Source organism: Kribbella sp. NPDC056345, assembly GCF_042262745.1.
Taxonomy (GTDB): Bacteria; Actinomycetota; Actinomycetes; order Propionibacteriales; family Kribbellaceae; genus Kribbella.
In genome coordinates this window covers 230,737-250,933 of record NZ_JBHJQQ010000008.1, presented here as the reverse complement: position 1 = coordinate 250,933, position 20,197 = coordinate 230,737, and the positions used below count along the sequence as shown (strand labels likewise).

General features: G+C 68.7%; 21 protein-coding genes. 15 read left to right on the top strand and 6 right to left on the bottom strand.

Features of this window, described 5'->3' with window-relative positions:
• Positions 1-3: 3 nt before the first annotated feature.
• The 5 genes from dapE to ACFCV3_RS27785 are packed head-to-tail and all read left to right on the top strand — an operon-like array spanning position 4 to position 4,499.
• Positions 4-1,071: a succinyl-diaminopimelate desuccinylase gene (gene dapE, locus ACFCV3_RS27805; protein WP_376034676.1), complete on the top strand. Its 1,068-nt coding sequence runs from the start codon at positions 4-6 to the stop codon at positions 1,069-1,071.
• Between the two features lie 37 nt (positions 1,072-1,108).
• Positions 1,109-1,981 carry a TIGR00730 family Rossman fold protein gene (locus ACFCV3_RS27800; RefSeq protein ID WP_376034674.1) on the top strand — a complete coding sequence of 291 codons (873 nt, stop codon included), beginning with the start codon at positions 1,109-1,111 and terminating at the stop codon, positions 1,979-1,981.
• Positions 1,982-2,035: 54 nt separating this feature from the next.
• Entirely contained in the window at positions 2,036-3,502 is a 1,467-nt protein-coding gene (locus ACFCV3_RS27795) for a DivIVA domain-containing protein (protein ID WP_376035121.1), read from the top strand.
• On the top strand, positions 3,502-3,942 hold the full coding sequence (locus ACFCV3_RS27790) for an SRPBCC family protein (protein WP_376034672.1): 441 nt from the start codon (positions 3,502-3,504) through the stop codon (positions 3,940-3,942). The genes ACFCV3_RS27795 and ACFCV3_RS27790 overlap by 1 nt, the downstream gene beginning before the upstream one ends.
• A complete protein-coding gene (locus ACFCV3_RS27785) occupies positions 3,939-4,499 on the top strand; it encodes a DNA-3-methyladenine glycosylase I (protein WP_376034671.1) in 561 nt (186 codons plus the stop codon). Before ACFCV3_RS27790 ends, ACFCV3_RS27785 begins: the two co-directional genes overlap by 4 nt.
• A gap of 213 nt (positions 4,500-4,712) precedes the next feature.
• On the opposite strand, the gene ACFCV3_RS27780 is transcribed toward ACFCV3_RS27785, so the two are convergent.
• On the bottom strand, positions 4,713-5,504 hold the full coding sequence (locus tag ACFCV3_RS27780) for an enoyl-CoA hydratase/isomerase family protein (protein WP_376034669.1): 792 nt from the start codon (positions 5,502-5,504) through the stop codon (positions 4,713-4,715).
• 33 nt (positions 5,505-5,537) lie between these two features.
• Entirely contained in the window at positions 5,538-6,344 is an 807-nt protein-coding gene (locus ACFCV3_RS27775; RefSeq protein ID WP_376034667.1) for a PaaX family transcriptional regulator C-terminal domain-containing protein, read from the bottom strand.
• Between the two features lie 164 nt (positions 6,345-6,508).
• Here ACFCV3_RS27775 and ACFCV3_RS27770 point away from each other — a divergent pair, with 164 nt between their 5' ends.
• Positions 6,509-6,676 (top strand): DUF3117 domain-containing protein, encoded by a 168-nt coding sequence (locus ACFCV3_RS27770; protein WP_012923066.1) that lies wholly within the window; start codon positions 6,509-6,511, stop codon positions 6,674-6,676.
• Positions 6,677-6,793: 117 nt separating this feature from the next.
• Positions 6,794-8,326, top strand: a complete 1,533-nt coding sequence (locus ACFCV3_RS27765) for a M17 family metallopeptidase (RefSeq protein ID WP_376034664.1) — start codon at positions 6,794-6,796, stop codon at positions 8,324-8,326.
• On the opposite strand, the gene ACFCV3_RS27760 is transcribed toward ACFCV3_RS27765, so the two are convergent.
• The 3 genes from ACFCV3_RS27760 to ACFCV3_RS27750 form a co-directional block, all read right to left on the bottom strand.
• The gene (locus ACFCV3_RS27760) at positions 8,323-9,573 is read right to left on the bottom strand and encodes an alpha/beta hydrolase family protein (RefSeq protein ID WP_376034662.1); all 1,251 of its coding nucleotides are present in this window, start codon (positions 9,571-9,573) and stop codon (positions 8,323-8,325) included. The two genes, ACFCV3_RS27765 and ACFCV3_RS27760, sit on opposite strands and share 4 nt — an antisense overlap.
• Positions 9,574-9,643: 70 nt before the next feature.
• On the bottom strand, positions 9,644-10,801 hold the full coding sequence (glgA, locus tag ACFCV3_RS27755; protein WP_376034660.1) for a glycogen synthase: 1,158 nt from the start codon (positions 10,799-10,801) through the stop codon (positions 9,644-9,646).
• Between the two features lie 19 nt (positions 10,802-10,820).
• Positions 10,821-11,369, bottom strand: a complete 549-nt coding sequence (locus ACFCV3_RS27750) for a GNAT family N-acetyltransferase (protein WP_376034658.1) — start codon at positions 11,367-11,369, stop codon at positions 10,821-10,823.
• An 80-nt stretch (positions 11,370-11,449) separates the two neighbouring features.
• On the opposite strand from ACFCV3_RS27750, the gene glgC reads away from it, so the two are divergent.
• Genes glgC through ACFCV3_RS27710 form a run of 8 tightly spaced genes read left to right on the top strand, consistent with a single transcriptional unit; the run spans position 11,450 to position 19,345 of the window.
• Positions 11,450-12,718 (top strand): glucose-1-phosphate adenylyltransferase, encoded by a 1,269-nt coding sequence (gene glgC, locus ACFCV3_RS27745; protein WP_376034656.1) that lies wholly within the window; start codon positions 11,450-11,452, stop codon positions 12,716-12,718.
• Complete coding sequence (gene kynU, locus ACFCV3_RS27740; RefSeq protein ID WP_376034654.1) at positions 12,715-13,920, top strand: kynureninase; 1,206 nt, start codon at positions 12,715-12,717, stop codon at positions 13,918-13,920. The genes glgC and kynU overlap by 4 nt, the downstream gene beginning before the upstream one ends.
• A complete protein-coding gene (locus ACFCV3_RS27735; protein ID WP_376034652.1) occupies positions 13,917-15,212 on the top strand; it encodes an FAD-dependent oxidoreductase in 1,296 nt (431 codons plus the stop codon). Before kynU ends, ACFCV3_RS27735 begins: the two co-directional genes overlap by 4 nt.
• Entirely contained in the window at positions 15,209-16,711 is a 1,503-nt protein-coding gene (locus ACFCV3_RS27730; RefSeq protein ID WP_376034650.1) for a 2-hydroxymuconic semialdehyde dehydrogenase, read from the top strand. The genes ACFCV3_RS27735 and ACFCV3_RS27730 overlap by 4 nt, the downstream gene beginning before the upstream one ends.
• Positions 16,708-17,124 (top strand): RidA family protein, encoded by a 417-nt coding sequence (locus ACFCV3_RS27725; RefSeq protein WP_376034648.1) that lies wholly within the window; start codon positions 16,708-16,710, stop codon positions 17,122-17,124. Before ACFCV3_RS27730 ends, ACFCV3_RS27725 begins: the two co-directional genes overlap by 4 nt.
• On the top strand, positions 17,121-17,630 hold the full coding sequence (locus ACFCV3_RS27720) for a 3-hydroxyanthranilate 3,4-dioxygenase (RefSeq protein WP_376034646.1): 510 nt from the start codon (positions 17,121-17,123) through the stop codon (positions 17,628-17,630). The genes ACFCV3_RS27725 and ACFCV3_RS27720 overlap by 4 nt, the downstream gene beginning before the upstream one ends.
• A complete protein-coding gene (locus ACFCV3_RS27715; protein ID WP_376034644.1) occupies positions 17,631-18,623 on the top strand; it encodes an amidohydrolase family protein in 993 nt (330 codons plus the stop codon). It abuts the gene before it with no gap.
• Positions 18,623-19,345, top strand: coding sequence for an alpha/beta hydrolase family protein (locus tag ACFCV3_RS27710; RefSeq protein WP_376034642.1), 723 nt, complete (start codon positions 18,623-18,625; stop codon positions 19,343-19,345). Before ACFCV3_RS27715 ends, ACFCV3_RS27710 begins: the two co-directional genes overlap by 1 nt.
• 35 nt (positions 19,346-19,380) lie before the next feature.
• Here the strand turns inward: ACFCV3_RS27710 and ACFCV3_RS27705 are convergent, their stop codons facing one another.
• Positions 19,381-20,070, bottom strand: coding sequence for an O-methyltransferase (locus tag ACFCV3_RS27705; protein ID WP_376034640.1), 690 nt, complete (start codon positions 20,068-20,070; stop codon positions 19,381-19,383).
• Positions 20,071-20,197: the final 127 nt, after the last annotated feature.

Genomic DNA, 20,197 nt, shown 5'->3' with positions numbered 1-20,197 from the left:
CCCATGACTCAGCTCGACTTGACCGTGTCCGGACCTGATCTGACCGAGGCGCTGGTGAACGTGTCCTCGGTCAGTGGGACCGAGGAGCCGCTGGCCGACCAGGTCGAGGCGGCGCTGTCGGCGTACTCGCATCTGAAGGTGTTCCGGCACGGGAACACCGTGGTGGCGCGGACCGACCTCGGGCGGGCCGAGCGGATCGTGATCGCCGGGCACCTGGACACCGTCCCGCTGAACGACAACCTGCCGGCGCGCCGGGCGGACGGGCTGATCCACGGGCTCGGGGCGTGCGACATGAAGGGCGGGGTCGCCGTCGGGCTGCGGCTGGCGGCCACGCTGGTCGAGCCGAATCGGGACGTGACCTACATCTTCTACGACTGCGAAGAGGTCGAGTCCGAGCGGAACGGGTTGTTCAAGCTGACCCAGTCGAATCCGGAGCTGCTGGAAGGCGTGTTCGCGGTCGTGATGGAGCCGTCGAACGCCGTGGTCGAGGCGGGCTGCCAGGGGACGATGCGGATCGAGGTCACCACCCGCGGCGAGCGGGCGCACTCGGCGCGGTCGTGGATGGGCCGCAACGCGATCCACGCGGCCGGGGACATCCTCGCCCGGCTGGCGGCGTACGAGCCGCGGCGGGTGCCGATCGACGGGCTGGAGTACCGCGAGGGGCTGAACGCGGTCGCGATCAACGGTGGCGTCGCGGGGAACGTCGTACCGGATCTGTGCACGGTGGAGATCAACTACCGGTTCGCGCCGAGCCGGTCCGAGGCGGAGGCCGAGGCGCATCTGCGGGAGGTCTTCTCCGGGTACGACGTGGTGGTGACGGACTCGGCGCCCGGGGGACTGCCCGGGCTGGAGCGGCCGGCCGCGGCCGCGTTCCTGCAGGTGGTCGGGGGCGAGCCGCAGCCGAAGTTCGGCTGGACCGACGTGGCGCGGTTCACGCTGCTCGGCGTACCGGCGGTGAACTACGGGCCCGGCGACCCGCTGTATGCGCACAAGCAGGATGAATTCGTGCCGGAGGCCGAGATCGAGCTGTGTGAACAGCGGCTGAGGAGTTGGTTGACCGCGTCCGCCTGAGCCGGTGCTGTGCCGCGATAGGTCCTAACCTGGGGGTATGGCAGACGAACCTTCGATCCACCCCGACCGTCCGGTCGGCCACCAGCTGCGCGGGCCGGTCGTGATGCGACGCAAGCAGGTGCAGCAGTCCACGTCCGAGCAGCGGCTGCTGGACAGCCGCGGACCGTCGGACTGGGTGCACACCGATCCGTGGCGGGTGCTGCGGATCCAGTCGGAGTTCATCGAGGGGTTCGGCATGCTCGCCGAGCTCGGTGCGGCGATCAGCGTGTTCGGATCGGCGCGGACGAAGCCGGACGACCCGATGTACCTCGCCGCCGAGGAGCTGGCGCGGAAGCTGGTCTCGTCGGGGTACGCGGTGATCACCGGCGGCGGGCCGGGCGTGATGGAGGCGGCCAACAAGGGTGCGTCCGAGGCCGGCGGGGTCTCGGTCGGGCTCGGGATCGAGCTGCCCTTCGAGAACGGCCTGAACGAGTGGGTCGACATCGGGATGAACTTCCGGTACTTCTTCACGCGCAAGACGATGTTCGTGAAGTACGCGCAGGGGTTCGTGGTGATGCCCGGCGGGTTCGGCACGCTGGACGAGCTGTTCGAGGCGCTCACGCTGGCGCAGACGCGCAAGGTGACGTCGTTCCCGGTCGTCCTGTTCGGTACGTCGTACTGGGGCGGGCTGGCCGACTGGCTGCGCGAGACGATGCTCGCGGACGGGAAGATCTCGGCGGCTGACCTCGACATGTTCACGATCACCGACTCCGTGGATGAGGCCGTCAGCTACATCATCAAGGCCGCCGAGCTCGCCGACGCGGCCGCCGAGGAGGCCGCCTCCACCGCTGCCCAGCAGGTCGCCGAAGCCGAGAACCCGGCCGCCCGCGAACGCCGCGAGGAGCGTCGGCTGGGCTCAGATGGGAGCTGAAGGCTCCGCCGATTGTGCGGGTGACTGGGTCGGCATGGCACGATCGGACCCGTGATGTGGTTCTTCGGGTTGATCGTGGTGCTGTTGATCGGGGCTGTCGCCGTCGTGGCCTCGGGACGTTGGGGTGCCATGAGCCCGGCGTACGACGACCGCCCCGACATGACTGTCCCCGCGCGACAGGCGCTGACCTCGACCGAGATCGAGTCGGTCCGGTTCGCCGTCGGGCTGCGCGGCTACCGGATGGACGAGGTCGACACCCTGCTCGAGCGCGTCGCCCGTGAGGTCGCCGAACGCGACCGCCGGATCGCCGACCTCGAGCGGGCGGTCGCCCCGATCCTCGACTCGCCGGACGGAGACGGGTTCGCCTCGCGGAACCGCTACACCGCGGCGGACTTCGACGACACCGGCTCGCAACCGCCGATCCTGGTCGGGGGTGATTTCCCCGCGGTGCGCGACACCGCCGAGCAGCCGGCCGTACCGGCAGAGCCCGAGGCCGCCGTACCGGCTGAGCCTGCTCCAGTAGCGGCCGCTCCGGGCGTCACGGTGCCCGTAGTCGCCGTCCCGGCGGCGCAAGAGCCGGCCGCCGAAGCCGAGGCGGTGCCCTCGACAGCGGCGTCTGAAGCGGCCAACGAGTACGAGCGCCTCCAGGCCGAGGCCCGCGCCCTCCTCGAAGCCACCACCGGCAGCCTCCCCACCATCCGCCCAGCCAACGAACGCCCCAAGCAGCCCCCCGCCACCCCGGCGACCGAGCAGCCCAACCCGCAGGCACCTGACGCACTAGGTACCCCGGCGAGCGGTCAGTCCGACTCGCAGGTTCGGGATGCGCTTGGAGCCTCGACTCCGACGGACGGAGGCTCCTGGTTCCAGGAACAGCCCGCCCCGTCGAGCCAGCAGCCCACTGAGTCGTCCGCCGCACCGCAGTCCCCGACCCAGCCGTACGAGCAGCCGACCGAGGATGACGAGGGTGCGCTGGCCCCGGGGCAGCAGTTCCCGAACCCGGGCTCGGCCGCGCCGACGACGTACCAGCAGCCGTCTCAGACACCCCAGCAGCAGGCCGCCGCGCCTGAGCAGCCCGCGCAGGCTCCTGATCACCAGAGCCAAGCACAGGCCCCGGGCTACCAGCAGCAGGGCCAGGCCGTCCCGGACCAGCAGGCGCAGGCTGAGCCGTCGCCGTACCAACGGCCGCAGTGGCAGCCCTCGCCGTACCAGCCCACTCCCGACCAGCAGGCGCAGCCCTCGCCGTACCAGCAGCAGCCGCAGGCCACCCCGTACGAACAGCAGTCGCAGGCCACGCCGTACCAGCAGCCGCAGGCCGGTCCTCAGCAGTCGGCGCAGCAGGCGCCGGCGTCTCAGCAGTTGCCGGTGCCTCATTGGGTGCAGCCGGGTGGGAACGGGCAGCAGGAGGGCCCGGGGGACGAGCAGGAGGGGTGGCAGACGTGGGAGCCACCTGCGGGCGATCCGGGGGCTCAGGGGCGGCACAGCGCGCCACCGGAGCAGTCGGCGTACCAGCGTCCTAGCTGATGACCACCTGTCACGCCGAGGCGAGCATCGAGCTGGACCTGGACGTGCAGGACACCTGGGCTGTCGTGGTGGATTGGTCGCGGCAGTCGCGGTGGATGTTGTTCACGCGGGTGTGGGCGACCGATCAGGACGGCGTCGGGATCGGCGGCGGAGTCGCGGCGCGTACTTCTGTCGGTGGCATCGGGTTCACTGACGACATGGTCATCACACACTGGGATCCGCCGAACGAGTGCACGGTGAAGCACCTCGGCACGATCGTCCGCGGCACCGGCACGTTCGCCGTCAAGACCAAGGCCGACGGAAGCGTGTTCACCTGGTCCGAGGACGTGATCCCGCCGTTCGGCAAACTCGGCCGCCTGGCCTGGCCGGTCGTTGGGCCCGCGTTCGAGGTGATGATGCGGATCTCGTTGCGGCGGCTGGTCAAGGAGGTCGCGGCATGACGGTCGCCGGGCCGGACGGGCAGCCGCGGTGCGGGTGGGCGACTTCGGCACCGGAGTACATCGCGTACCACGACAACGAGTGGGGTAAGGAGATCCGCGACGACCGCGGGCTGTTCGAGCGGATGACGCTCGAGGGGTTCCAGTCGGGGCTGTCGTGGATCACGATCCTGCGCAAGCGGGAGAACTTCCGGACCGCGTTCGCACACTTCGATCCCGAGGTGATCGCGCAGTTCGGCAGCGCCGACTTCGACCGGCTGATGGCCGACCCGGGCATCGTGCGGAACCGGCTCAAGATCAACGCCACGATCTCGAACGCGCGGGCCTTGCTCGAGCTCGGCGAGGGTGAGTTCACCGAGCTGCTCTGGAGCTTCCGGCCGGCCAAGCAGAAGGTGCCGAAGAAGCTCGGTGACGTGCCTGCGACAACACCGGAATCGGTCGCGATGGCAAAGGCGTTGAAGAAGAACGGATTTGTCTTCGTCGGCCCCACGACGGCCTACGCATTGATGCAGGCGACGGGCATCGTGAACGATCATCTGAGTACTTGTATCGCCCGCTGACCAGGGCGTTTGCATGTCCCAAATGCACGTGCAGAACGCACGAAATCGTGCAATTCGCGTTGACTGTAAGACAAACGGCTGAACGAGTTGTGCTCCGGCCACAGAACGTGATGTGGTGTTCAGCGGACTCCCCGTCTGTCAGGTGGTTGTCCGGTCGTGACTCGCCCGACCGGAAAGCGGCCGGGGAGTCCACCAACGTGAGGAGGCCGACCTTTACCGCCCGGTGAAGGTCGGCTTTTCTTTGGCCACGAACGATGCGACCGCGTTCTTGTGGTCCTCGGTGTCGCCGGTCAGCTGCATCTTCGCGGCTTCGAATGCGAGCGCCTCGGCCAGTGTGTGCGTTGCGGAGTACGCAACCGACTGCCGTACCGATGCATAGGCGACCGTCGGCCCAGCGGCCAGTTTTGCGGCCAGCTCCGTAGTAGCCGCCTTGAGCCCGTCAGCCGGCACCACCGACGTCGCCAGACCGAGCTCGAGCGACTCCGCCGCCGGGACGGTCCGCGGGAAGTACAGCAGCTCCAAAGCCTTCGCCTGACCGATCAGCCGCGGCAGGGTCCAGGAGATCCCGGTGTCGCACGACAGCGCGATCCCGGTGAACGCGAGATTGAAGCCAGCCGTGTCCGCCACGATCCGGAAGTCGCACGCGAACGCCAGCGACGCGCCGGCCCCGGCCGCCACCCCGTTCACTGCAGCGATCACCGGCTTGGGCATCTCGGCCAGCGCGAGTGCCATCGGCGCGAAGTGGTCCGGCACCGTACTCCAGAGCGCGTCGGTGTCGTTCGCCTGCAACAGCCCGATGTGTTCCTTGAGGTCCTGCCCCACGCAGAACGCCCGTCCGGTCCCGGTCAGCACCACGACCCGTACGGCGTCGTCCGCGGCCGCAGCCTGGATCGTGTCGCGCAGCAGCACCTTGGTCGGGGTGTCGAGCGCGTTCATCGCGTCCGGCCGGTTCAGGGTGATGGTGGCGACACCTTCGGACACGCCGTACGTGACGGAGTCACTCATCGTGGTCAGCTCCTTGACAGTGGGTGAGGAAAATCAGTGCGTTGTCAGGCAGTCGTCGACGAAACGCCCGGCCGCGGGGCCCAGTCGTTCCGCGTGGAAATCGAAGTATGCGGCGGCCCGTGTCCCGGCCCAGCCGGCCGGCAGCAACTCGGCCGGCAGGCCCGGATCGAGGAAGAGGAACTTGCGCCACTCGTGCACCAGCTCGGAGCGGACGGCGAACGCCTGCTCGTCGGTGGTGCCGTCCCCGGCCGCGTCGACCAGAGCCTTGGCCTCGATCAGCCAGGCGTCGTACGACGCGCCGAGTTCGTCGAGTTTCCAGACCCGCCGGGCGAACTCGATCGCGCCGTCGTCGACCGGCGCCCGGAACCGGTCGGCGGTGATCCCTTCGACCTCCAGGATCTGGTCGACCTCGGCGTCGTTGCGCAGCCCGACCCAGGCGCCGTCGGAGAGCGGAGCCCAACCCAGGAAGGCGAGTTGGCTCGCCAGCTGGTCGCGGCGGCGCGCGTTCGGCACCTCGTGCAGGATGCCCAGATGCCAGTGCCGGTCCCAGGCCGGCATGCCGTCCGGATCGGTGCCGTCGGCCCCGGTCCGGTAGATCCGGGCCGCCGCGTCGTCGAGCCGGCGGCGCGCCCGGGCCGTCAAGGCATATCCGGGCTGCCCGTCGATCCGGACCGGCTCCAGCCAGGCCTGCCGGACCATCCGCGACACCGCCGTCCGGACGGCCGGGGGATGGACGCCGAGCGGTGCCAGCAGGCGCACCAGAGCGGCCACCGGTGCCCGCGCTCCACGCGCGCGCAGGTGGTCGCCGTACAGGTCGAAGAGGGCTGAACGGGCGTGCACAAAACCCGAGTCTGCCGTATGGTGCGCGCCTTCGGCCTGTGATCGGGGATAATGGGTCCGGATACACATTGCGATACGCGCCGACGGCGCATCACCGCACGGCGCCGGCGACGGTGATCCGCGCGGTGTCGTCGCTCAACACCGAACTGGGAAGGGGTGCGCGCATGGCGGCGATGAAGCCGCGGACGGGCGATGGTCCGCTCGAGGTCACCAAGGAGGGCCGCGGGATCGTGATGCGGGTTCCGCTCGAAGGCGGCGGCCGGCTCGTGGTCGAGCTCAACGCCGACGAGGCGACCGAGCTCGGTAACGCACTGAAGGCCGTCGTCGGCTGACCGACTCTCCGGGGTGCCTTCCGCACTCCTGTCATTCCTTCGACCCCGGTGGGTGCCTTTTCTGGTACCGGCCGGGGTCGTTACGGTTGGCCCGCAGTTTCTTTTGACACTTGACCAGTGAGGACCCCTCCAGTGGCTCGCCGCACCAGCACCTTCGTGTACCCGACGATTCCGGCCGTGGATTGGCAGCCCGGTCTGCCGGTGCATGGCGCACCCACTTGGGTGATCGTGGTCGGGTCCAGTGGGTTGCCGGCTGCGGCGAAGGAGGCGGGCGAGCGGCTCGGGGTCGATCTGAGCCGGCTGCTCGAGGTGCAGCAGGAGGCCGGCTTCAGTGCTTCGGCCGGCTCGACCGTGGCCTACCCGTTGCTGTCGGGCGAGGTCAGTGAGGTGCTGCTGGTCGGCGCCGGTGACGGGACCGCGAAGGAGCTGCGCCACGCCGGCGCGGCGATCGCCCGGTTCGGCCGCGGCAAGGACGAGCTCACCACGGTCGTTGCCGAGGGCATCGACGATCAGGCGCTGCAGGCCTTTGCCGAGGGCGTCGTACTGGGCTCGTTCCACTACACCCTCAAGACCGTTGACAAGGGCAAGCCGGTGGCCGGCCGGGTCACCCTGACCGACGGCTCCACGGCCGAGCGGCAGACCGTGCTCGACCGCGGCATCGTAATCGGGCGGACGGGCTGGCTGGCCCGGCAGTTCGCGATCACCCCCTCGAACGAGAAGGACCCGGCCTGGCTCGCCGCCCGCGCCACCGAGCTGGCCGCGTCCACCGGCCTCGAGGTGACGGTCTGGGACGAGAAGCAGCTGGCCGCCGACGGCTTCGGCGGCATCCTCGCGGTCGGCCAGGGCTCGACCCGGCCGCCCCGGTTCATCCGGATGGACTACGTACCCGACGGTGCCACCGACAAGACGCCGTACGTCGTCCTGGTCGGCAAGGGCATCACCTACGACACCGGCGGCCTGTCGCTGAAGCCGCGCGAGGGCATGGTGTCGATGAAGCGCGACATGACCGGCGGCGGTTCGGTGATCGCGACCCTGGCGGCCCTGCGCGAGCTGGGTGCGAAGGTCCGGGTCACCGGCCTGATCTGCTCGGCCGAGAACATGCCGTCCGGTTCGGCGTACCGCCCCGACGACGTGATCCGCCACTACGGCGGCCGCACCACCGAGGTGAAGAACACCGACGCCGAAGGCCGCCTGGTGATGGCCGACGGCCTCGCGTACGCCGTCCAGGAGCTGAAGCCCGACGTCGTCGTCGACATCTCCACCCTCACCGGCGCGATCAAGGTCTCCCTCGGCGCCATGCTGTACGGCGGCCTGTTCGCCACCGACGACGCCCTCGCCGACAACCTCACCGAGGCCGGCCGCGTCTCCGGCGAAGAACTCTGGCGAATGCCCCTGGCCGAGCAGTACCAGGACCTCATCTCCACCCCCATCGCCGACTCCGTCAACTCCTCCAAGGGCCCCGGCTCCATCACCGCCGCCCTCTTCCTCAAAGCCTTCACCGGCAAAACCCCCTGGGCCCACCTCGACCTCTCCTCCATCGCCGAGTCCCCCGCCGACCGCCACGAATACTCCGCCGGCGCCACCGGCGCCGGCGCCCGCCTCCTAACCACCTGGCTGACCACCGAATCCCCCACCGCCGGCATCGGCTAGGGAGTCCAGGCGCGGACGATCTGCGGGTAGGCCGTCATCGCTGTGCCGAAGTGGTTGACGTCGCCCATTGAGTGGACGGTGACGGTGGCTTTCCGGGTGCGTAGGGAGGTTGCGCACGAGGTGGCGTTCGCGGGGACTACGTCGGTGTCTTTGGTGCCGGTGTAGAAGTGGATGGGGGCTCGGGTGGTCCAGTTGTGGCAGATCTGGTCGGCTTCGTGGAGGGCTTGGTGGAAGCGGCCGGTGGGGTGTTCGAGTTTGTTGTAGAAGGTGGGGGTGAAGAGGTCGGCGGGGGAGTTGGGGAGGCCCTGGGCGATTTCTTCGTTGGTGTGGGTGCCGTCGACGAGGGACTCGACGGTTTTGGCGTACGGCGCGCGGAAGGCTTCGCGGGGGTGGTTGTAGAGGCCGACGGTGCGGTCCCAGGCGGTGGTGAAGTAGGCCAGGTACATGGTGGCGACCTTGGGGGCGACCTGGCCTGTGAAGACGGCTGGTAGCTCGACGTCGAGGAGGTCGTAGGGGCCGGCGACGCCGCGGATCTCGCCGAGGCGGAAGGGGCCGGCTTCGCCGCGGGTGAGGGCTCGGCCGACGCCTAGGGTGGCGCGGCCGCCCTGGGAGAAGCCGGTGACCAGTACGTCGCGTTTGAGGGCTACGCCGTGCCGGGCGGTGAAGGTGCGGGCCGCGAGCAACAGGTCGATCGACGCGCTGGTCTCGGTGTCGGTGTCGATGTAGGGGTGTTTGCCCGGACCGAGTCCGAGGCCGAGGTAGTCGGGGGCGACGGCTGCCAGGCCGGTGCCGGCGAAGAGGGCCGTGATCAGGCGGTCGGTCGAGTCGGAGTCCACGGAGGCGGCGTACGCCTTGGTGGCGGTGGTGCCGTGCAGGTACTCCGCGACGGTCAGTGCGCCGCGGCGGCCGTCTGGCAGGACGACGATGCCGCTGGCGGTGGTCGGTCGGCCGTTGGGGTCGATCGTGCGGTAGATGAGCCGGTGGACGGTGACGTCGTACCGGGACTTCGGTGCGTCGACGAAGCCGGCGTCGAGGGCGGCCGCGTCGAGGTCGGCGGCCGTGAGCTTGGCGACCTCGACTGCGGACACGAGCGAACCGCGAACAGCTGTCGGCTGGGCCACCGAGGCCTGGGCGACAGCGGCCTGGGCCAGCGACGGTTGGGTGGCGGCGAAGGCGGACAGCGGCGCGGCGATCAGAGCACCGATGGCGAGAGTGGCGGGGACGATGCGAATCGCTCGGTTTGTCATGCCTCCAGCCAACCCGTCAGCGGCCCCTCGCCACCATCAGGCAGGCCCCCTAATCGAGGTAGGGATATCCCTACCCCACCAAGGAGTTGTACAGCTCGACCGTCCGCTCGGCGACCGCGTCCCAGCCGAACTGCGACACCGCCCGCTCGCGACCCGCCTTACCCATCGCAGCGGCCTTGGCCGGGTCGGCGACCAGCTCGTTGATGCCCTCGGCGAGCTCGCGCTCGAACGTGTCGATGTCGTTCTCGTCGTACCGCACCAGCGTCCCGGTGACCCCGTCGTCGACGACCTCCGGGATACCGCCGACCGCGCTGGCGACGACGGCCGTCTCGCAAGCCATCGCTTCGAGGTTGACGATGCCGAGCGGCTCGTAGATCGACGGGCAGCAGAACGCGAGCGCGTGCGTGAGCACCTGCCGGACGTCTTCGCGCGGCAGCATCTCGGACACCACGAAGACACCGTCGCGAGCAGCCTTCAGGTCGTCGATCAGCGCGTCCGTCTCGGCCTTCAGCTCGACCGTGTCGGCCGCACCGGCCAGCAGCACCAGCTGCACCGACGGGTCCAGCCGCAGCCCGGCACGGAGCAGGTGCGGCACACCCTTCTGCCGAGTGATCCGGCCGACGAACGTCACGTATGGCCGGCTCAGGTCGACCCCGAGCCGCTCCAGCACGTGGGTCGACGGGTCCGGGTGGTAGAAGTCGGCGTCGATCCCGTTCGAGATCACGTGCACCTTGGCCGGGTCGATCGACGGGTAGCAGGCCAGTACGTCGTCACGCATCCCGCGGCTGACCGCTACCACCGCATCGGCAGCCTCGTACGCCGTTTGCTCGGCCCAGCTCGACAGTCGGTAGCCACCGCCGAGCTGCTCGGCCTTCCACGGGCGACGCGGCTCCAGCGAGTGGGCGGTCACCACGTGCGGGACGCCGTACAGGAGCTTGGCCCAGTGGCCGGCCATGTTGGCGTACCAGGTGTGCGAGTGCACGAGCTGTGCGTCGCCGACCGCCGCAGTCATGGTCAGATCGGTGGACAGGATCCGCAGCGCCGCATTGGCCTGGGGGATCCGCGGGTCGTCCTCCGAGTGCGCAGTTGCGCCCAGACGTGGCTCACCCATGCAGTGCACGTCGACGTCGAGCAACCGGCGCAACTCCCGCACCAGGAAGTCGACATGCACCCCCGCCCCGCCGTACACGTCCGGAGGAAACTCACGCGTCAGAATGGCGACCTTCATAAAGTCCGACGATAAGTCATCAGGACGTGTGTGTAGCGACCCAGAACCGCAGCTTCCCGTGTCGCTCGTCCTCCAGCTCGCCACCGGCCGCCTGGATCACCTTCCGCGACGCCAGGTTGTCGGCGTCGCAGGTCACCAGCGCCGGGTCGATGCCGAGCTCGGCGGCCACCGGTAGCGACTGGACGAGCATCTCGGTGGCGTAGCCGCGACGCCGGTACGACGGGCGCACGCAGTACCCGATGTGGCCGCCCAGCTCCAGCAACTGCGGAGTCAGCACATGCCGGACGGACACCCGGCCGAGCCACTCCAGGCCGTCGACGAACCAGAGGATCGTGTACGGCACGATGCCGGGCACCAGTACGGCGTCCGGGTCGGCCGCGCCGCGGATACCGTCGACGAGCCGCTCGAACTCGGCCGGGTCCGCAGCCTGCTCGCGCGTCCAGTTCTCCTCTTCGCCACCGACGAACGTCTCCGCGCCCATCCACCGCTCCTCTTCGGGCCGCAGCTCGTCCCAGGCGGCCAGGAAGGACCGGTGCACGGCGACAGTGGGCTCGACGAGGGTTGGCATCCCCCCAGTCTTACGCACGTCCGGTAGCGCGACACTCGCCACCGCTTATGTGCCGGGGCTGCCAAGGCTAAGGTGCGCACATGGCAAAGGCGCCCAGAATTCTCGGAATCGTGCTGGCCGGTGGTGAGGGAAAGCGGCTGATGCCGCTGACGGCGGACCGGGCCAAACCGGCTGTGCCCTTCGGCGGCAGTTATCGCTTGATCGACTTCGTGCTGTCCAACCTGGTGAACGCAGGGATCCGCAGCCTGTGCGTGCTGACGCAGTACAAGTCGCATTCGCTGGACAGACACGTGACGATCACCTGGCGGATGTCGACGTTCCTGGGCAACTACGTCACCTGTGTGCCGGCCCAGCAGCGGCTCGGCCCGCAGTGGTACCAGGGCAGCGCGGACGCGATCTACCAGTCGATGAACCTGATCAACGACGCCAAGCCCGACATCATCGTGGTGTTCGGTGCGGACCACGTGTACCGGATGGACGCCTCCCAGATGGTGGCCGACCACATCGCCCGCGGCAACGGCGTCACCGTCGCGGGGATCCGGGTGCCGCGGGCCGAGGCGTCGGAGTTCGGCGTCATCAAGACCGCCGACGACGGTCACACGATCGCAGAGTTCCTGGAGAAGCCGGCTGACCCACCCGGGCTGCCGGACTCGCCGGACGAGACGTTCGCGTCGATGGGCAACTACGTGTTCAGCGCCGACGTGCTGGTGGAGGCGCTGCGCAAGGACGCGGCCAACCCGGCGTCCCGGCACGACATGGGCGGCGACATCGTGCCGATGCTCGTTGCCGAGGGCAAGGCCGGGGTCTACGACTTCAAGGACAACGACGTGCCCGGTGCGCTCGACCGGGACCGCTCCTACTGGCGTGACGTCGGTTCGCTGGACTCGTACCACGAGGCGCACATGGACCTGGTCTCGATCCAGCCCGTGTTCAACCTGTACAACTCCGACTGGCCGATCTTCACCTCACACCCGCAGTTGCCCGGGGCGAAGTTCACCGACAACGCGACCGTGAGCGAGTCGATCATCTGCCAGGGCTCGATCGTGTCCGGTGCGACCGTCGACCACTCCGTACTCGGCTCCAACGTGAAGGTCGGCGCCGGTGCGAAGGTCGAGCGCGCGGTGATCATGGACAACTGCACGATCGGCGCCGGTGCGGTGCTGCGGAACGTCATCCTGGACAAGAACGTGGTGATTCCCCCGGGGGTCGAGATCGGCATCGACCAGGACTACGACCGGCAGCGTGGCTTCACCGTCTCCAAGGGCGGCGTCACGGTGCTCGGCAAGGGCCAGGTGGTCGAGCCGCTCGCCGTACGGGCCGTTGAGGAGCCGGAGGTCGCCGAGGCATGAGTTCGGAGGCGGAGGCACTTGCACTGGACGCCGCCGACCCGGGACACCGGGAGCTCTTCGACATCCCACCGGTGCACGAGGGTCCCTACCCCGAGGTCGCGTACTTCGCGGGTAACTCGCTCGGGCTGCGGCCGAAGGCGACCCGCACCGAGCTGCTCGAGGACCTGGACTCGTGGGCAGCTCTCGGGGTCGAGGGCCATCTCGAGGGCGAGCGGCCGTGGCTGCCGTATCACGAGCTGCTGACCGGCCCGGCGGCCCGGCTCGTTGGTGCGCTGCCGAGCGAGACCGTGGTGATGAATTCGCTGACGGTCAACCTCCACCTGCTGATGGTGTCGTTCTACCGCCCGACAGCCGCGCGGTACCGGATCCTCATCGAGGACTCGGCCTTTCCCTCGGACAGCTACGCCGTCCAGTCCCAGGCACGCTTCCACGGGTACGACGACGCTGTCGTCCGCGTGCAGCCGTCCGAGGTGCTCGACCGGCTCGGGGAGGACGTGGCGCTGGTCCTGCTCGGCGGTGTGAACTACCTGACCGGTGAGCTCATGGACATCCCAGCGATCACCGCGGCCGGTCAAGCGGCCGGTGCGGTCGTCGGTTGGGATCTGGCGCACGCGGCAGGGAACGTACCGCTGGAGCTGCACGAGTGGGGCGTGGATTTCGCGGCCTGGTGCTCGTACAAGTATCTGAACGCCGGACCGGGATCGTTGGCCGGTGCGTTCGTGCACGAGCGGCACCTGGGTGGCGATCGGCCGCGGTTCGAGGGCTGGTGGAGCACGGAGGCCGCCACGCGGTTCGAGATGGCGCCGTACTCGCGACCGCCGCAGTCTGCGGACGCATGGCAGGTGTCGAACCCGCCGATCTTCTCGATGAGTCCGGTACGCACGTCCCTGGAGATCTTCGACCGAGTGGGCATCACTGCACTGCGTGAGCGCAGTCTGCGGCTGACCGCGTACTTGGAGACGCTGCTCGACCTCCCGATCATCACACCGACCGATCCGGCGCGCCGAGGAGCGCAACTGTCGCTGCGGATCGGCGGTGCGCTGACTGCCGGTGAGTTGGCCAAGCGGCTACGGTTCGAGTACGGCGTGATCGCGGACGCACGTGAACCCGACGTACTGCGACTGGCGCCGGTGCCGCTGTATTCGACGTACCACGACTGCTGGCGCGCAGCGGCGGCGCTGGCCGAGGTGATTCCAGGATGAAGGTTGCGATCGTCGGAGCCGGGCTGACCGGCAGTCTGCTGGCCTGCTACCTCGCCAGGCGCGGACTGACGGTGACCCTGTACGAGCGTCGTCCGGATCCGCGCGTCGCCACGGCCGAGCGCGGCCGGTCGATCAACCTGGCCATCTCCGAGCGCGGACTGGATGCGCTGCGGCGGATCGGGCTGGACACGACGGTGATGGCCGATGCGCTGCCGATGAAGGGCCGGATGATCCATCCGGTCGCCGGAGCGCTCGACTTCCAGCAGTACTCAGCCAAAGGCGACCGGGCGATCAACTCGATCAGCCGGAGTGCACTGAACAACGCGCTGCTGACTGCAGCTACGGCCGCCGCAGGTGTCTCGGTGGAGTTCGAGCACCGGTTGTGTGAGCTGGACTCGGCAGCCGGCCGGATGGTGTTCCAGACACCGTCCGGGAAGGTGTCGGTCGCGGCAGACGTGGTGCTGGGCGCAGACGGCGCCGGCTCGGCAGTGCGCGAGCAACTGCTGGCCGAGGGCATCGTTGCCGAGGACGTCGACTTCCTGGACTACGGCTACAAGGAGCTGTCGATTCCGGCGGTGGACGGTGAGTTCGCGCTGGATCCAGGTGCCCTGCACATCTGGCCGCGTGGCACGTCGATGATGATCGCCCTGCCCAACCCAGACCGCTCGTTCACGTGCACGCTGTTCTGGCCGGCCGGCTCGTTCGACGCGCTCACCACGGACACCGCGGTCATTGCGTACTTCGGTGAGCACTACCCGGACGTGCTGCCGCTGGCACCGGACCTGGTCGACGACTACCTGCACAACCCCGTCGGCGTGCTCGGCACGGTCCACACACTGCCCTGGCAGGCACACGGGAGGACAGGTCTGATCGGCGACGCAGCGCACGCCATAGTCCCGTTCTACGGCCAGGGCGCGAACTGTGCGTTCGAGGACGTCGTCGAGCTGGACCGGTGCCTGGACGACACAGGTGGCTCGTGGGCGCGCGCACTGCCGCTCTTCGAGGCACGGCGCCGCGAGAACACCGAAGCCATCGCCGACATGGCGCTGAACAACTTCATCGAGATGCGCGACAAGGTGGCGTCACCTGCCTTCCGTTTGACCAAGCAGGTGGAGCACACACTGGAGCGACTCCTCCCAGGCAAGTACGTCTCCCGCTACGAGCTGGTCTCCTTCAGCACGACCCCGTACGCCGAGGTCCAGCGCAGGGTGCGCCGCCAGCACCGGTACGTCGCTCTGGCGGCAGCCGCTCTTGGACTGGTCGCACTGAGGCTGTTGAGGAGACGCCGATGACGCTCTGGACGCCTGAGCTCCTGACCGGCCAGCCGACCTCGGTGGGGCTCCTCAAGCATTTCGTCGGTGGGGCGTTCTTTGACTCGCCTAAGAGGTTCCCCAAGATCAGTCCGGTGACGGGGGAGCAGATCTTCGAGGTCTGCGAGGCGGACGAGTCCACCGTGGATGCCGCGGTAGAGGCGGCTCGCAGTGCACTGAAGGGCCCGTGGGGCCGGATGGGAGAGCAGGAGCGGGCGAACGTGCTGCGGCGGGTGGCGGACGAGCTGGAGCGCCGGTTCGACGACCTGGTCGCGGCGGAGGTCGGTGATACCGGCAAGTCGATCAGCCAGGCACGCACTCTCGACATCCCCCGTGGTGCGGCCAACTTCCGCGCCTTCGCGGACTTCGCCACCACCACGCCCACCGAGTCCTACACGACCACGCTCGTGGACGGCCGCCGGGCGCTCAACTACGCGGTCCGCAAACCGGTCGGTGTCGTGGCGATCGTCGTACCGTGGAACCTCCCGCTGCTTCTGCTGACCTGGAAGGTCGCACCGGCGCTTGCCTGCGGCAACGCGGTAGTCGTCAAGCCGTCCGAGGAGACCCCGTCGTCGGCGACCGTACTCGCCGAGGTGATGGCGGCGGCCGGCGTACCGGACGGCGTCTTCAACCTCGTGCACGGTCTCGGCCCGGCGTCCGCGGGGGAGTACCTGACCCGGCACCCGGGGATCGACGCGATCACCTTCACCGGCGAGTCCGCGACCGGTACGGCGATCGCCAAGGTGGCAGCAGAGCGGGTCAAGTCGGTCTCGTTCGAGCTGGGCGGGAAGAACGCCGGCCTGATCTTCGCCGACGCCGACCTGGACGCGGCGGTCGAGGGCTCGGTCCGCTCGACCTTCACCAACGGCGGCCAGGTCTGCCTGTGCACCGAGCGCCTGTACGTCGAACGCCCCGTGTACGACGAGTTCTGCGCACGACTGGCATCCCGCGCCGGCGAACTCACCTACGGCTGGCCGTCCGACGAGGCCACGGCGAACATGCCGCTGATCTCCCAGCAGCACCGCGACAAGGTCCTCTCGTACTACGATCTCGCGCGCGCCGAAGGTGCCGACGTGCTCGCGGGTGGCGGCGTACCGGCGTTCGGTGATGCCCGCGACGGTGGTTGCTATGTGCAACCGACGGTCGTGACCGGGCTGCCCGCGGACGCCCGGACGAACCGCGAGGAAGTGTTCGGGCCGATCTGCCACATTGCGCCGTTCGACACCGAGGACGAGGCGTTCGCGCTGGCCAACGACAGCGATTACGGGCTTGCGGCAACGGTCTGGACGCGCGACGTCGGGCGTGCCCACCGCGCGGGGGCCGCGCTGGAGGTCGGGCTGGTCTGGGTGAACACGTGGTTCGTCCGCGATCTGCGGACGCCGTTCGGCGGGATGAAGCTGTCCGGGGTCGGGCGGGAGGGCGGGCGGCACTCGTTCGACTTCTACTCCGAACCCACCAACGTCTGTGTGGAGCTGTCATGACAGTTGTTGCAGGTAAGGCCACCCCACGCGGACGCTTCCCGCATGTGAAGGTGTCGAACGGTTTCGCCTTCGTGTCCGGTACCTCCTCCCGCCGCCCCGACAACACGATCGCGGGCGCCTCGGTCGACGAGCTCGGCACCACGACACTCGACATTCGTGAGCAGACGCGCGCCGTACTGGAGAACATCCGCGACATCCTCAGCGCAGTCGACGCCGGGCTGGAAGACCTGGTCAGCGTCACGACGTACCTGGTGTCGATGAACGACTTCGGTGGGTACAACGAGGTTTACGGTGAGTACTTCGACGAGAACGGGCCTTCGCGCACAACTGTTGCTGTTCATCAGCTGCCGCATCCCCAGCTGCTCATTGAGATTCAGGCCGTAGCGGCGATCCCGCAAAGGAGTGAACCATGAAGGCGACGAACTTTCCGGAGTGGATCGAGGAGAACAAGCATCTGCTGAAGCCGCCGGTCGGCAACAAGCAGATGTTCCCGACCGGGGACGACTTCATCACGATGGTGGTCGGCGGGCCGAACCAGCGCACCGACTTCCACGTCGACCCGTACGAGGAGTTCTTCTACCAGATCAAGGGTGAGCTCCGGGTCAACGTGATGACCGAGGACGGTCCGCAGACCGTCGAGGTGAACGCGGGGGAGATGTGGGTGCTGCCGCGCAACATGCCGCATTCGCCGCAGCGTGGTCCGGACTCGATCGGCCTGGTGATCGAGCGAGTCCGCGAACCTGGCACGCTGGAGAAGTTCCGCTGGTACTGCGGTGAGTGCAGCGCGATCGTGCACGAGGTCGAGCTCCAGGTGACCGACATCGTCGCCGACCTGCCGCCGGTCTTCGCCGCGTTCTACGAGAGCGAGGAAGCCCGCACCTGCCCCGAGTGTGGTGCTGTCCATCCAGGCAAGGCCTGAGTGGCTGTCGACGTCCACACCCACCTCGTCCCCAAGGGCTGGCCCGATCTCGCGGCCGCCTGTGGGGGCGAGGGGTGGCCGTGGCTGCGGGTGGACTCCGAGCGGGCCGCGATGATCATGGTCGGCGAGACCGAGTTCCGCCCGGTCGGCCCGCAGGCCTGGGACACCGCCGTACGGCGGGCCGATATGGATGCCGATGGCATCGATCTGCAGGTGGTGTCACCGACCCCGGTCTTCTTCGGGTACGACCGGCCGGCGGCGCAGGCGGTCAAGCTGGCAAGGATCTTCAACGACCGCACACTGGAGACGCTGGCCGGGGACGAGCGCTTCGTGCCGTTCTGCCAGGTGCCGTTACAGGATCCCGACGCGGCCTGTGCCGAGCTGGACCGCTGCCTGGAAGCCGGGCATGCCGGCGTCGAGATCGGCAACCATGTCGGTGACAAGGATCTCGACGACGCCGGGATCGTTGCCTTCCTCAAGCATTGTGCGGAGACCGGTACGCCGGTTCTCGTGCACCCGTGGGACATGCCGGGCGGGCCGCGGCTGGATCGCTGGATGGCGCGCTGGCTGACCGGGATGCCGGCCGAGACCCATCTGTCGATCATCGCGATGATCCTCGGCGGGGCGTTCGACGTACTGCCGGAGTCGCTGCGGATCTGTTTCGCCCACGGGGGCGGGAGTTTCGCGTTCTGGCTCGGGCGTCTGGAGAACGCCTGGCACCGGCGCGGCGACATCGTGCGTGGTTGCTCAGAGCATCCACCCTCGCACTATCTGCAGCGGTTCTTCGTGGACACCGTGGTGTTCGAATCAGCGCCTTTACGGCTACTTGTCGATACCTTGGGAGAAGATCGGGTACTGGTCGGCAGCGACTACCCCTATCCACTGGGTGAGCGACCGGTCGGGGAGGTGGTGCGGAAATCCGGCTTCCTGACCGTGGAGCAGCAGCAGAAGCTGTTGTCGACGAACGCGATGCGTTACCTCGGGAGGTCTTGATGAGCGAGGATGAATCGATCCTGACCCGCTCTGGCCGTGAGCCTGATGAAGAGCTCCGGTACGGCGACCACGCGGACCAGGTGATCGACCACTGGCACGCGAAGAACCCGCGCCCGCTGGTCGTCTACATCCACGGTGGCTTCTGGCGCCCGGAGTACGACCGCATGCACGCCCGGTCACTCGGCGCCGCCCTGTCCGACCTCGGCTGGCCGGTCGCCTCCCTCGAGTACCGCCGGGTCCCTGGTGAGCCCGACATCACGACCTCAGACATCCGTACGGCGCTCGACGCGCTCCCGGACCTGGTCGACGTACAGGACGGGTACGTGCTGGTCGGCCATTCTGCCGGTGGTCAGCTGGCACTCTGGGCCGCGGCCACCCTCAACCCGGTCCGCCTGCGCGGCGTGGTCGCGCTGGCCCCGGTCGCCGACCTGCTGCTGGCCGACCAGCTGATGCTGGGCAACAGCGCCGTACAGGCCTTCATCGGTAGTGGCGTCCGCAACGACCTGGACCCGGTGCACCTGCCCGCCCCGATCGCCTCGGTCTCGATCCTCCACGGCGTGAACGACACCGAAGTACCTCTCCAAGTCGCAGAGTCCTACTTCACCGCTCACCCCACCTCCCGCTTCCACCGCATCCCCAACTGCGGCCACTACGAGCTCATAGACCCCGTCACCGACCCCTTCAACGACCTGGCCACCGAACTCGCCCGCCTCACCACCTGACCCGTTGAGTGGGAGTGCAGGCCGTTCGCTCTGGGTCAGTTCAGGCGCTTGGTGGCGGTGAGGAGGCCGTCGGAGGTGGGGAGGAGGGCGGAGACCAGGTCGTCGTCCTCGCGGACTGCGCGGATCAGGTCGCGCAGGGCGGTGGTTTCGGGGTCCCGGTGGGCCGGGTCGGGGACTCGGCCGGCGGTGAGGATGCCGGCGAAGATGACGATGCCGCCGGGGCGCAGCAGGCGGAGGGCCTCGTGCAGGTAGGCGGTGTTCTCGCGGCGGTCGGCGTCGCAGAAGACCAGGTCGTAGTGGCCGTCGGTGAGGCGGGTGACGACGTCGAGGGCGGCGCCGGCGATCAGGCGGAAGCGGTTCGAGGTGATGCCGGCGTCCAGGAAGGTCTTGCGGGCCAGGCGCTGGTTCTCGGCGTCCAGGTCGACCGTGGTCAGGGTGCCGTCGGTGCGCATGCCGCGGAGCAGGGCCAGGCCGGAGACGCCGGTGCCGGTGCCGATCTCGACGACCGCCTTGGCGCCGACGGTGGCGGCGAGCAGGCTGAGCGCGCTCGCCGAACCGGAGCCGATCGCGGCGATGCCACTGTCCGCAGCGCTCGCCCGGGCACCGGTGACGACCTCGTCGTCTCCGATGTAGTCCTCGGCGTACGCCCAGGAGCTCGGGTCGATGCCGGTGGCGATGATGCCCTCCCGTGGGTCTGCGGGGTAATCCGCTGCTGCGCTGCTCATGCTGCCCAGAAGCCTAGCGGCACCGGGTCCGGTTTCCCCGCCTCCCGCGCGGAGATTGCACAAAACTGCTCATTACAACCGGCCCGCAATCAGATATGATCGTCCTGTCAGGACAGAGCTCACCCCA